At 45.2% G+C, this 12,398-nt stretch carries 15 protein-coding genes; 8 read left to right on the top strand and 7 right to left on the bottom strand.

The genetic code is table 11. The features are described from left to right. From GMES_RS06340 to GMES_RS06350, 3 genes are all read left to right on the top strand, one after another. A partial coding sequence (locus GMES_RS06340; protein WP_039986789.1) for a MarR family winged helix-turn-helix transcriptional regulator occupies window positions 1-241 on the top strand: 241 nt, incomplete at its 5' end. Between the two features lie 2 nt (window positions 242-243). Continuing rightward, on the top strand, window positions 244-1,308 hold the full coding sequence (locus GMES_RS06345) for an HlyD family secretion protein (protein ID WP_006991785.1): 1,065 nt from the start codon (window positions 244-246) through the stop codon (window positions 1,306-1,308). 9 nt (window positions 1,309-1,317) lie between these two features. Further along, window positions 1,318-2,409: a DUF2955 domain-containing protein gene (locus tag GMES_RS06350; RefSeq protein WP_083879587.1), complete on the top strand. Its 1,092-nt coding sequence runs from the start codon at window positions 1,318-1,320 to the stop codon at window positions 2,407-2,409. A 76-nt stretch (window positions 2,410-2,485) separates the two neighbouring features. Here the strand turns inward: GMES_RS06350 and pgi are convergent, their stop codons facing one another. Both pgi and tal read right to left on the bottom strand, forming a co-directional pair. After that, a complete protein-coding gene (gene pgi / locus GMES_RS06355; protein WP_006991787.1) occupies window positions 2,486-4,129 on the bottom strand; it encodes a glucose-6-phosphate isomerase in 1,644 nt (547 codons plus the stop codon). 81 nt (window positions 4,130-4,210) lie between these two features. Continuing rightward, the gene (tal, locus tag GMES_RS06360) at window positions 4,211-5,164 is read right to left on the bottom strand and encodes a transaldolase (RefSeq protein ID WP_006991788.1); all 954 of its coding nucleotides are present in this window, start codon (window positions 5,162-5,164) and stop codon (window positions 4,211-4,213) included. A 226-nt stretch (window positions 5,165-5,390) separates the two neighbouring features. Between tal and GMES_RS06365 the strand changes: the two genes are divergently transcribed. Together GMES_RS06365 and yaaA are read left to right on the top strand one after the other, a co-directional pair. Next, the gene (locus tag GMES_RS06365) at window positions 5,391-5,882 is read left to right on the top strand and encodes a macro domain-containing protein (protein ID WP_039986792.1); all 492 of its coding nucleotides are present in this window, start codon (window positions 5,391-5,393) and stop codon (window positions 5,880-5,882) included. A 213-nt stretch (window positions 5,883-6,095) separates the two neighbouring features. Continuing rightward, the gene (yaaA, locus tag GMES_RS06370) at window positions 6,096-6,869 is read left to right on the top strand and encodes a peroxide stress protein YaaA (protein WP_006991792.1); all 774 of its coding nucleotides are present in this window, start codon (window positions 6,096-6,098) and stop codon (window positions 6,867-6,869) included. Between the two features lie 104 nt (window positions 6,870-6,973). On the opposite strand, the gene GMES_RS06375 is transcribed toward yaaA, so the two are convergent. After that, a complete protein-coding gene (locus GMES_RS06375; RefSeq protein ID WP_006991793.1) occupies window positions 6,974-7,741 on the bottom strand; it encodes a helix-turn-helix domain-containing protein in 768 nt (255 codons plus the stop codon). A 165-nt stretch (window positions 7,742-7,906) separates the two neighbouring features. Between GMES_RS06375 and GMES_RS06380 the strand changes: the two genes are divergently transcribed. The 3 genes from GMES_RS06380 to yiaA all read left to right on the top strand — a co-directional run bounded on the left by GMES_RS06380 (window position 7,907) and on the right by yiaA (window position 9,802). Beyond that, window positions 7,907-8,299, top strand: a complete 393-nt coding sequence (locus tag GMES_RS06380) for a hypothetical protein (RefSeq protein WP_006991795.1) — start codon at window positions 7,907-7,909, stop codon at window positions 8,297-8,299. 2 nt (window positions 8,300-8,301) lie between these two features. Beyond that, a complete protein-coding gene (locus tag GMES_RS06385) occupies window positions 8,302-9,156 on the top strand; it encodes a DUF2145 domain-containing protein (protein WP_006991796.1) in 855 nt (284 codons plus the stop codon). 202 nt (window positions 9,157-9,358) lie between these two features. Then, window positions 9,359-9,802, top strand: coding sequence for an inner membrane protein YiaA (yiaA, locus tag GMES_RS06390; RefSeq protein WP_006991797.1), 444 nt, complete (start codon window positions 9,359-9,361; stop codon window positions 9,800-9,802). Window positions 9,803-9,934: 132 nt separating this feature from the next. Here the strand turns inward: yiaA and gpsA are convergent, their stop codons facing one another. From gpsA to GMES_RS06410, 4 genes are read right to left on the bottom strand one after another with little or no spacing between them, the layout of a single operon-like run. Continuing rightward, window positions 9,935-10,933: an NAD(P)H-dependent glycerol-3-phosphate dehydrogenase gene (gene gpsA / locus GMES_RS06395; RefSeq protein WP_006991798.1), complete on the bottom strand. Its 999-nt coding sequence runs from the start codon at window positions 10,931-10,933 to the stop codon at window positions 9,935-9,937. A gap of 11 nt (window positions 10,934-10,944) precedes the next feature. Beyond that, window positions 10,945-11,454, bottom strand: coding sequence for a protein-export chaperone SecB (gene secB / locus GMES_RS06400; protein WP_006991799.1), 510 nt, complete (start codon window positions 11,452-11,454; stop codon window positions 10,945-10,947). Between the two features lie 22 nt (window positions 11,455-11,476). Beyond that, window positions 11,477-11,734, bottom strand: a complete 258-nt coding sequence (gene grxC / locus GMES_RS06405; RefSeq protein WP_006991800.1) for a glutaredoxin 3 — start codon at window positions 11,732-11,734, stop codon at window positions 11,477-11,479. Window positions 11,735-11,752: 18 nt separating this feature from the next. Continuing rightward, window positions 11,753-12,178 (bottom strand): rhodanese-like domain-containing protein, encoded by a 426-nt coding sequence (locus GMES_RS06410; protein ID WP_006991801.1) that lies wholly within the window; start codon window positions 12,176-12,178, stop codon window positions 11,753-11,755. Window positions 12,179-12,398: the final 220 nt, after the last annotated feature.

Raw genomic sequence — 12,398 nt, forward strand, 5'->3', positions numbered from 1 at the left:
AGTGGAACTTAATTTGGTTGAGCGACGCGCGCACCCTAGTGATAAGCGCTGCAAATGCCTGTGGTTTACTGAAGCAGGCAATGAGCAACTGCAAACGTTAGAAGGGTTCGTGGGGAAAGTGCGCAGTGAGCTAACCGAAGGGATCACAGATGAAGAGCTTGATGGAATGTTTAACGTATTGAAAAAAATTGAAAGTAACGCCTGTGCTTTGCTGGATAAGCCAACAGAGGGAGGAAACTAACCATGGCACCTGATCAAATGTTTAAGCGCTGGGTACATATTGCCCTCGCTGTGTTTGCTTTATCGTTTGCATATTTTTTAGCGGCAGATTTATGGATGCCCGTTAGCACTCAGTCTAGGGTGTTGCACCCTGTGGTGAATATTTCGTCCAAGGTTAGCGGCCAGGTTAGCAGTGTATTGGTTGAAAATAATCAGCAAGTCAAAGCGGGACAGGTGCTATTTAGTTTAGATAAGCGCCCCTACGAAATTGCGGTAGATAAGGCTAAATTGGCAGTGGAAAGTGCCAGCCAAACTAACTTACAACTTGATGCGTCTATTGCGGCAGCCGAAGCGCAGGCTTTAGCATCAAAGGCTGACGTCGACGAGCTAAAACTGGAAGTGGAGCGTGTGGAAAGTTTAATTAAGTCCAATACGGTTTCACGTCAGTTATACGATCAAACTAAGGCCAACTATCGTGCGGCTCTGGCTCAAGTTGAGGCTGCCCAGGCTGACGTCGTTAAGTATCGCGCTCAACGCGGTAAAGATGGCAATGACAACTTGCTGCTCCGCCAAGCCGAAAATACGCGGCAAAATGCTGAACTGCAGCTGAATTACGCCGATGTGCGCTCACAAGTAACAGGGCGGGTGACAAACCTACAGTTGCAACCTGGGAATTACGCTCAAGCTGGCTCAAGTGTTGCGGCGGTCGTGGTCGAAAAAGGTGACATTGTTGCTGATTTTCGAGAAAAATCGTTAAGTCATGTGCAAATTGGCGATCTCGCATCCATTGTATTTGATGCTCACCCTGGGCATGTTTTTGACGGTCAAGTGTCAGCTATTGATGCTGGGGTAAAAGACGGTCAGATAAGTGCTGATGGTTCATTGGCTAACCCTGAAAACTCAGATCGTTGGGTACGTGACGCCCAGTATATGCGCACGCATATTACGTTACTTGAAGCGCCTGATCTGCTTAAGTCATTGCCCTCTGGAGCGCGGGCGACTGTGCAGCTGCATCCCGTGGGTGGCTTAGCCAGTTGGTTGGGATCAGTGCAAGCTCACGTGATCAGCATCATTCACTACATATACTAGGTTGAGCTGATGTCAAAATCGTTGCTAAGATTACCGTTTATTCGCAAAGGGAGCGTCAGTAGGCCAGCGCACCGGGCGTTGACAGCCAACGAAGTGCGCCAGTGTTTGCGAGTGGCCTTTGGCGCGACACTTGGCTTTACCGTCAGCAAAATAATGGGCTGGAATTACGGTACTTTTTTTACGGTGTATCCCATGCTGCTACTGGGTTTAGTACCGATTTTAAACAGTCACATTATTCGCCAGTTTCTGGCTAATGCGGCTCTGGTCACTACCTTTGTATTCGTGGTGCAAGGGATGTTTGGCGATCAACCTATTCCCATGACGATTGCGGTTGTGATGATCTTCGCCTTTATGTTTCGGTGCATGTCTAACGGGGCTAATTTTTTGTTCGGCGCTGTGGGAATGGTGGGTTTATCAATGCAGCTACATTTTGCCAGTTACAGCAGCGCATCAGTGAGTGATTTGGTGATGTCGAATGTGGCGGCCACAGTGCTCACTGTATTCGTCGCCATGTTCATGCATTTACTGATCCCTGATATAGAGGCCAGGCCAAAGCCCCCAGTGATAAACAAACCTGACAGCAACCGCCGACATGAGGTGATTTTAGCCACTACCGTGGCGACGTTATCCTTCATCGTGTTTCAGGTGCTCGATTTACAAGGTTCGCTCTCGGCTCAGGTGTCATCTGTGTTGATTCTGTTCCCGCTAAATTGGCATGGGGCAGGTCGCGCAGCGGTCAATCGCGCCATAGGTACATTGGTGGGCTGTAATATCGGTTTGGCTTGGCAGTTTATTTTGCTGGATAACAGTGGGATCTTATGGTTTGTGAGTATCGCCCTGTGGATCAGTGTGATGCTGTTCGCTCGCTATCATATGCTAGAAGGCGGCGGCTCGGGTGCTGGCTTTGGGGCGATGACGACCATGGGGATACTGTTCGGCCAGTATCTATCGCCTCAACAAGACCTTGTATACAATGCCCTTTATCGTTTTACCTCTGTTACCGTGTCAGTCGCTTTAACGCTTTTGGCTGTTTATGGCATGCATAGGTTACTAAATAAATTTGCCAATACGCGCTTTATTCTCGATAGCGGGTCGACTTAAGTAACATGAGTAGTAAAAAACCAGCAAAAAAAAGAGACCCTAGGGTCTCTTTTTTAGTGCTACTTGCAAATACGCATTAGCTATTGGCTTGCCTAAAGCGTGCAATCAAGGCGTTCGTTGAGCTATCAAAACTGAGGGCTGCATCAGTGTTAACAATTTTATCTAACACTTGGTTGCCCAGTTCTTTGCCTAACTCAACTCCCCATTGGTCAAAGGAGTTAACCCCCCATATTGCCCCTTGCACAAATACCTTGTGCTCGTACATGGCCACAAGAGAGCCCAAGGTTTTCGGGTCCATTTGTTCAAACAACAACGTATTGCTTGGTTTGTTACCTGGCATGGTTTTATGGGTCGCTAATTTAACCTGCTCGGCCTCATCAAGGCCTTTTCCTTCAAGGTCTGCATAACACTCATCAAAGGTTTTGCCCTGCATCAAGGCTTGGGTTTGACCAAAGCAGTTTGATGCCAGCATGGCGTGATGGGTGTTGTCTTGTTTTGGCACATTTAATGGCAACATAAAATCCGCAGGGATCAACAAGGTCCCTTGGTGAATAAGCTGGTGGAATGAGTGCTGGCCATTCGTCCCTTCGCTGCCCCAAATAATTGGGCCTGTGGCATAATCTACCGCTGCAGTGTCACCACTGATATTCTTACCGTTACTTTCCATATCTAACTGCTGCACGTACGCAGGGAAACCACGTAAATAGTGGTAATAAGGTAAAAGCACATGACTTTGGGCACCAAAGAAATTGATATACCACACGCCTAACAGCGCGGTCAGCATGGGTAAGTTTTGCTCTGCAGGGGCGGTTTTGAAATGTTCATCCATTTCAAAGGCACCTTCAAGCAATTGGCGGTAATTGTCATACCCTAGGGTTAGGGCAATCGGTAAGCCGATAGCTGACCAAAGAGAATAGCGCCCGCCAACCCAGTCCCACATAGGGAATATATTGTCTTCAGCCATACCAAAGTCAGTGGCTGCTTTTATATTAGAAGACACGGCGATAAAATGTTTGGCGATATCTTGCTGGGTGCCGCCAGCGTTTAAGAACCAGTCTTTAGCCGTTAGGGTATTTTGCAAGGTTTCTTGGGTGGTGAAAGACTTAGATGACATCACGACCAAGGTTTCTTCGTGATCTAGGCTCGCGAGCACATCTTGAATATGGCAACCATCTACGTTAGCCACAAAATGCACTTTAACTCCATCAAACCAATAAGGTTTGAGGGCTTCAGACATAATTTTAGGGCCTAAGAACGAACCGCCAATTCCTATGCTTACGATCTGTTTTAGGGCTTTGCCTGTGTAACCTTTGCGCTCGCCGCTGTGAATGCTGGCAACAAAATTTTTGATTTTGTCTTGGCAAGCAAGTACTTCAGGCATGACATCTTGACCATCAACATAAACCGGCTCACCTGAGAAGTTACGCAATGCCGTATGTAAAACAGCGCGCTTTTCAGTGTGGTTAATGATATCGCCTTTGAACATCGCGTCGCGTTTCTGCGAGACTTGGCTTTCATCGGCCAAAGCGAATAGGGCTTTTAGTACATCATCAGTGATCAGGTTTTTAGAAAAATCTAACTCAATCCCGCAAGCTGTTTGTTGATATTTACTGGCACGAGAGGTATCGCTGGCGAACCAGTCGCGCATGTGTTGCTGTTTAACATCTTCAGCTAATGAGGCAAGCGTCTGCCAAGTAGGGGTGTCAGTCAGCGCAGTCATGCAGGACTCCTTTGGGTGTTAATTTGATTTTATAAGGTAAAAAAAAGCGCCTAAAAAGACGCTCTTTTGATGTTGCTTTTATTACACGTAGCTTTTAAGTAGCGTTTCAAGTTTCACTTGGTCTGCCGCAAAGTTACGAATACCTTCAGACAATTTCTCGGTTGCCATGGCATCTTGGTTCATTTCCCAGCGGAATGCTGCTTCATCAAGTGGTGTACCAGGCGCCGTTGTTGCACCAGTGTCTTTCAGCTTCACTTCAAGAGGGGCATCGCTGTTGGATAACTCTTCCAACAACCCAGGACTAATGGTTAGGCGGTCACAGCCAGCAAGTTCGGTGATTTCACCGATGTTACGGAAGCTTGCGCCCATTACGACAGTCTTGTAGCCGTGCTCTTTATAGTAATTGTAGATCTGAGTCACTGATTGCACACCAGGATCTTCACTGGCTGCATATTCTGTTTTACCGGTTTTGGCTTTGTACCAATCAAGAATACGGCCAACGAAAGGTGAAATTAGGTAAGCACCGGCTTCAGCACAGGCTTGGGCTTGAGCGAAACTAAACAACAAAGTTAGGTTACAATTGATGCCTTCTTTTTCAAGGTGTTCCGCGGCTTTGATACCTTCCCATGTTGATGCTAATTTTATCAAGATGCGGCTTTTATCTATGCCTGCTTCTTTATATAAAGCGATAAGCTTGTGCGCTTTTTCGATGCTGGCTTGAGTGTCAAACGATAAACGGGCATCTACTTCTGTAGAAATACGGCCAGGAACGATATTCACAATATCAGTGCCTATGGTCACTGCTAGCTTGTCACCAGCATCAATGATTTGCTGGTCAGCGTCATCAGATTGTTCTTTTGCCCAAGCAACCGCATTTTCAAGATGTGAGCGATATTGCTCCATCTCAGCCGCTTTAAGCAACAATGAAGGGTTGGTTGTCGCATCAACAGGTTGATACTTTTTGATCGCTTCTATGTCGCCAGTATCGGCAACAACAGTGGTGATATCGCGTAGTGCTTGTAATTGATTGGACATGCTAACCTCGAATTCATTATGTTGTAAAATTACAACATTTTAATCAACAAATGTATATGTTCTCAAATTTCCTAAGTTAATAGTGGGGCGTGATCGCGCCACTATCAATACTGCCAGCGAATTAAATCTTTATGACAGTATGGGCAGAATAACTAAGATCAGGTGAAAACAAACAGGTAGCATAGAATATAACCCTTGGCCTGCATACGCGAGTAAAACACCGATAATGTCAGCAAAAATAACTCTATTACAAGAAGACATAAACCAACTTCCCGTGGATGCCCTAGTGCACTGCCAATATTCACAGGAGGATTTTCTTTGCCAATATAATCATGAGCAAGATGAGCTAGGACAAGGAGAAATCGTCAAGATTACTCGACCGGCTGATGCGCCGTGGGTTGCCGATAATATGTTGTCGCTGAAAGCCAATTGGGGTTCAGCCATTTCTCAAGAAAGAGCATCGCTTATTGCATCAGCGTATCGCCACGTACTTGAGTTTGCTGATGCTTCAGACATTAGAAGTGTGGCGTTCAATGTATTAGGCGCTGAGGGTGAAATCGATGACGCGACCCTAGCGCAGTTATGTGAGCTGGCCGTAAGGCGAGTCAGTGAAGCATCGATTATCTACGACAACCTTAGAAAAATCATAGTGTGCGCGCGCAATGAGCAAGAATATCGATTTTTAGTCAGTGCGTTACAAACCTTGCAACTGCATTAACCTGGGTAGCGGCCAATCGCTCGTTCTTCTTGTTGGGTAGCGGCCAATCGCTCGTTCTTCTTGTTGGGTGCCGTGCCCAAGCATTTTCATAGCACCGAAGTAACCGTCTCATTCAATAATAGAATTTTACAATCAAACTCATCTATTTTAATCGTTTGTACCTAGCGTCGCTGTTGGTATCATAAGCTATCTGATTAAGAGTAAGGAATTTACATGCTACTTGTTGTATCACCAGCTAAAAATCTCGATTTTGAAAAGCTAAACAATGCACCTTCGTCGACCCAGCCTGAGTTGCTAGAACACAGTCAGCAGCTCATTGATCGCAGCCGTAAATTAAGCCCAGCGCAAATTGGCTCGTTGATGAAAATAAGCGATAAACTCGCCGGCTTAAATGCCGACCGCTTCGCAGCCTGGCACACTCCTTTTACCGATGAGAATGCTAAGCAAGCGGTTTTAGCCTTCAACGGTGATGTATACGGTGGTCTAGATGCCACCAGTTTTAGTGAGCAAGATTTTTCATATGCACAAAAACATATGCGTATATTGTCAGGGTTGTATGGTTTATTGAAGCCACTAGACTTGATGCAAGCTTACCGCTTAGAGATGGGCACTAAGCTAGATACTGAGCGTGGCACTAACTTGTATCAATTTTGGGGGAACATCATTACTGAAAAGCTTAATCAAGCATTGGCAGAGCAGGGCGACAATGTGTTGGTCAATTTGGCCTCAACTGAGTATTTCACTGCGGTTAAACCAAAAGCATTAAACGGCGAAATTATTGAGCCGGTATTTAAAGATTTCAAGAATGGTCAATATAAAATTATTAGCTTCTATGCTAAAAAAGCCCGGGGCCTGATGGCGCGTTATATCATCCAAAATAAGGTAAGTGACGTTGCCAAGCTTAAGGATTTTGACACAGCAGGTTATCGCTTTAGCGAAGAGCAAAGCGCAGGCAATAAGCTCGTGTTCTTGCGCGACGAACAATAAAGTTAGCAAATTGAGGTGAATCGCTAGTAGCTATAGCTGAATGACCAATACTGCTAGTGTTTTCATTTTTTGTTGTGTGAGAGCAACTTAGGTTTCTTTGAACCTTAGCTTTCACTAAGTGAGTTTTCACGAGGTAGGTTTTCTCGGCGCAGGTTTTCGAATAGTGATGGCTCCCACGGGCGCATGGCCATCAGTAAGCCAAAATGCTGGCGTTTACTCAATGGCAAACTGGCATCTTCTTGGTTTAGTACCGCAGCCTCTTTGGTTAGTTGATTGAGTTTTCGCTGGATAATATCCACTGAGGTCTGTGAGTAGCGCCCACGCAGGTAAAAACGAAAAGTCCATGGTTCCTCCTTCTTAGGCGCCATAAATTTCACCATGACCTCACGCTCCATAAACCGCTCTAACGGCCCGCCGGGTATCCATCTAAAATCTTGTGCGATAAGGGATTTGTAGTGATTGTTAGGCAGTAAATCGATAATTTTAATGCGGTCTAACTTAGCTAATAACTGTACACACTCATGAGTGTCGATAGCGTAATGCCCAACAATTTCATCAAAAGTCCAGGCATCGCGCACGCACACGGCAACCAGTAACAATTTAGTGTCAGCCAGTAATTCATTTTCTTGTTCTTCGGTGAGCTGAGTCAGTTGCTGGGTTTGCTTTTGGGCGATGATGAATAAATCAGATAGGCTCATCTGCAAAATCTCACAAACTTGCTCTAAGCGATCCAATGCAAAGCTGTTCGTTGAGAAGATGCGTTTTACGTTTGCTTCACTCATGTTGAGCTTTTCAGCAATGTGCTTATAGGTTATCTGATGCTGACGTAGCAACTGCTTTAAGGTGTTGCTGATTTGACTAATCTGACTCATAAATCCCTTTAGGTAGCGTATTAATATACTTTTGGTTGCGACTGAGTATACATAAACGGTCATTGTTTACACAGGTAATACTGGCGCTTAATCTGTGTATCGTCTCTTGGCAGCGCCATCAGGCGATAAATAATATCTACTGATAACAATGAAAAAGGATTACCGATGAAACTTATCAATACGCTACTTACCGCGACATTTATACTTGGCACCACTGTTATTGGCGCTACGCAGGCCAATGCTGCGGGCTCAGTGCAGCATAGCGCTCAAGCGGGCAAGCATTCTGCGTTAGCGATAACAGAAGGCGTCGCATTCACAGCCAGTGTCGCTAGTGTCGCTGTGGCAGCGCCATTGATCGTTGCTGGTGGTGTAAGTTTGGTTACCGGCAGCGTTATTGTCGAAGCCACTGATAGCATCAAAAGTAGTCATAGCAGCCACAGCCATGCTCATAAAAATACGCAGGTTGCGCCATTAGTTATTAGTGACGCAACTGTCACCGTAGACCCTGCGCCAAACCAGGTCATCATTATTCAAAACAATAACACGCAAGGTCAATAATAATGACTATATCTTGTAAACAATCGCTTATAGCGTTAGTCCTTACATTAACTTTTTCTTTCACGGCGTCAGCGGGCAGCCAAGCGAATAAAGTGGCAATGCATGAACCTGAGCAGATCGTTCACTTTGCTAAAAATGTGGAGAAGTACGCGGCCAGCCAAGGGGCACGAGCATTTATTATCGCTAGAGTGGGCCGCCCGCAAAAAGATCTACCCAAAGGGATACGCTTCACCCATACGGCGGTGGCTTTATATTCAGATATCACCCTAGATGACGGTGAAATGGTCAAGGGCTACGCGATTTATAACCTGTATCAAAAAAGCGGAGAGTTAGACAAAAGCCAGTTGGTCACTGATTACCCAGTAGATTTTTTTTGGGGCGCTAATCAGCTAAACGCGGGAGTGATTATTCCCACGCCTGATATGCAAACGCGTTTAATCGACATCATTACCACAGGTAAAAATGCGCAGCTGCATAATGAAAATTACTCGGTGATTGCTAACCCCATGAACAGTCAATTGCAAAACTGCACCGAGCACACGCTGGACATGCTTAATGCCGCGATTTATCAAACGACAGATATTGATCAATTAAAAGCCAATACCCAAACGTATTTTACGCCCCAGCGCGTGCATACCAGCCGTTTTAAGTTGATGTTTGGTGCAATGCTGCAAGATGACGTCACCACGAAAGATCATACTGGCAAAGTGGCCACCACCACCTTTAGATCCATTGCTCAGTACTTAGCTAAATATGATTTGGCCAGTCAGAGCGTTATTTTAGGCAGGGACGGACAAGTAGTAGAAGTCCTGTTTGGTTCGAAATTTGTGACCAGTGCAGCGAATTCATCAATATAAATCACAGCGGGGCGCAGACTGTCCGGCAAATGAAGTTAAGAGCAATGAAACAAAAGCACTAAGGTATCGCAATAATAGACTTTTAGTGTAGCTATGCTCAACAAGCATCAACAGGGTTTATTTATTCTGAGCTTAAAGGCATATTCGCTTCACCCCAGCAAGACGCAGGGTGGTAAACAACTAATCAAAGAAGGACAAACACATGACAATTCAAGCACCGACAAAATCATACACATTAGCGTCAATAGCAGCATTACTGATTGGCACAGTTGCATACGGCATCGGCTTGTTCAATGCACTGATGGCGCTAAACGAAAAAGGCTATTACTTGATCATTATGCTCTACGGTTTGTTCTCAATGGTATCCCTGCAAAAAACTATCCGTGATAAAGCTGAGGGGATTAAAACCTCAAGTATGTATCAAACGTTATCATGGGCATCATCTGGTTTTGCTATCGCGTTATTAGCAATCGGCTTATACAACGCAGAATTAGCATTAAGTGAAAAAGGTTTTTACGCCATGGCATATGTGCTGAGTTTGTTTGCCGCTGTGACGGTACAAAAGAATGTACGTGATAAAGACGCACTTGCGGGCAAACAAGAGGAAGTGCAGCAAGCTGAGTTTGTTACAGAGCAAGTGAGCTAATATAGAAAATGGAAAATAGCGCTGAATTAAAAAGCCGAGGGAAGCATATGCTTCTCTCGGCTTTTTGGTTTTTATAATCAGTGCATTAGCTTTACGTGATTAAACCAACTGCATGCAACTCAAACTTACAACTTATTCGGAAGTTTGCTGCCGGCCTAACAAGGCAAGCGCAGCGTCTTTCGCAGGTTTACCTTGGTATAGCACTTGGTATATTTGCTCGCAAATTGGCATTTCAACTTGATGCCTTGCAGCCAACTGATGCACCTCTTTGGTGTTGCGGTAACCTTCAACCACTTGGCCAATTTCTGCAATCGCATCGTCTATGCTTTTGCCAGCCCCTAAGGCTAACCCGAAGCGTCGGTTGCGGGATTGATTGTCCGTGCAGGTCAATACGAGGTCGCCTAAACCCGCCATACCCATGAAGGTTTCTGGTTGTGCGCCTAATGTGATGCCTAAGCGGGTCAACTCTGCCAAACCTCTGGTAATCAGCGCGGTTCTGGCATTGGAGCCAAAGCCTAATCCGTCAGCTAATCCAGCACCGATAGCAATCACGTTTTTCACTGCACCGCCGAGTTGTACACCCAAAAAATCATTGTTTTTGTAAACGCGGAACGAACGAGAGCAATGCAGCATGTTGGCAAAATCAGTAGCCAGCTGTTCATCGGTAGACGATACAGAAATGGCAGTGGGTAAACCTGCGACCATTTCTTTGGCAAAGGTAGGGCCTGAAACAACCGCAAGGGGAATAGTATCACCGAGTATTTCTCGGGCCACATCTTGCAACAATCGACCATTTTCTGGGTCGAGGCCTTTTGTAGCCCAAATGATTCTATGTGCAGGAGTGAGCATGGGTTTAATTTGGCGTAATAGTGCCGAAAAACCATGACTTGGCGTCACGATAAGCAAGTCATTATTAAGGCTAACCGCTTTGAGTAAGTCAGCTTCAATCGCTAATAGAGCGGGAAAAATAGCACCAGGAAGGTATTTTTCATTGCATCTGGCTGTAGCCATGTCTTGCATTTGCTTTGGGTCTCGCCCCCACAATGTGGTGGCAACGCCATTTCTGGCCAGACAAAAAGCAAGGGCGGTGCCATACGACCCCGCCCCTAACACTGAAACTGTCTGTTTCATTAGCTGAGTACTTACGCGTCTAACTGCGTAGGTGCTTGTTCTTGTGCCTGCTGGGCCGCACGTTTTTGCATGTATGCTGCAAAAATAGCGTCAAAGTTTACCGGCGCAAGGTTAAGTGGAGGGAAAGTACCACGATTAACTAAGTTAGAAATCGTTTCACGGGCATAAGGGAAAAGCGTGTTCGGGCAGAAAGAGCCCAACATGTGCGCTTTATTTTGCTCAGGCATTTCGCCTATCGCAAATATACCCGCTTGCTGTACTTCACACAAAAAGGCTGTTTCTTCACCTAACATAGCCGTTACAGTGACAGCCAAAACGATCTCGTAGACATTTTCTTCGATCAGCGCACTACGGGTGTCCAAATCTAATTGAACTTCAGGTTTCCATTCTTTTTGAAAAATCGCCGGTGAATTAGGCGTTTCAAAAGAAATGTCCTTCGTGTAAATGCGTTGAATTGCGAATTGAGGTCCCTGAGCGGCTTGTGCTGCGTCAGCTGGGTTTGTTTGGTTTTCTTCAGCCATTATGCTTCCTTAAATTTTCTGCTTATGCAGAAAGTAATGTATCTAATTTATTTTGTGATTCTAGCGCGAACAAATCGTCGCAACCACCTACGTGTTGTGCTCCGATGAATATTTGCGGCACTGTTGAGCTACCGTTAGCTCTGGTGATCATCTCCGGACGAAGTTCTGGTTGAACATCCACTTTAAATTCGGTGTACGTCACGCCTTTTTGCTCTAATAGGGCTTTAGCGCGGTGACAGTAAGGACAATGTCCTTTGGTGTAAATTTCGACTTTACTCATGTTAAAAATACCTTTTGTTTATTTGCTAATTGGAAGACTCGCGCCTTGCCAGGCGTTCATCCCACCTTTAAGAACGGATACCTGCTCAAAACCTTCCTTCAGCATTTGGTTTGCGGTACGTTTACATGTCATTCCCATTGCACACACAACAATAATGGGTTTGTCTTTTTGTTTTTCAAGGCCGGTAAAATCGCCTTTGGTTACCTGCTCAGGTTTGATTTGTTTCGCCCCTAAGATGTGGCCCTTTTTAAATTCAGCGACAGGGCGAATATCCAGCACCATGGCATCATCTTTATTCATTAAAAGAGTGGCTTCATGGGTGCTTAGCTCTTTTAGTTTAGAAAATGAACTCGCCACTGTGGAGTAAAGTAAAGCTACTAACAAAGCGACGAATAAACCCGCTAAAATGTAGTGATTTGTAGCAAATTCAATCACTTGTTCCATAATTATTGCGCCTCATAGATGCAGTCAGGGTAAAAAAATGAGTGCAAAGTATATAGAAATTATCACCTAAAACCAGTGGCAGGGCGCATCCTTGGCATAACTTATAAAATAAGCTTTTGTAAACCTACGCTTTTTCCGTTAATTGGCCGTGACGCGCCAGCACACACAGGATAATATGGTGCCTGCGGTGGTAAAGTGCTTGCTTGCACTTTGTATTCTA

The sequence above is a fragment of the Paraglaciecola mesophila KMM 241 genome (genome assembly GCF_000315015.1).
Lineage (GTDB): Bacteria > Pseudomonadota > Gammaproteobacteria > Enterobacterales > Alteromonadaceae > Paraglaciecola > Paraglaciecola mesophila.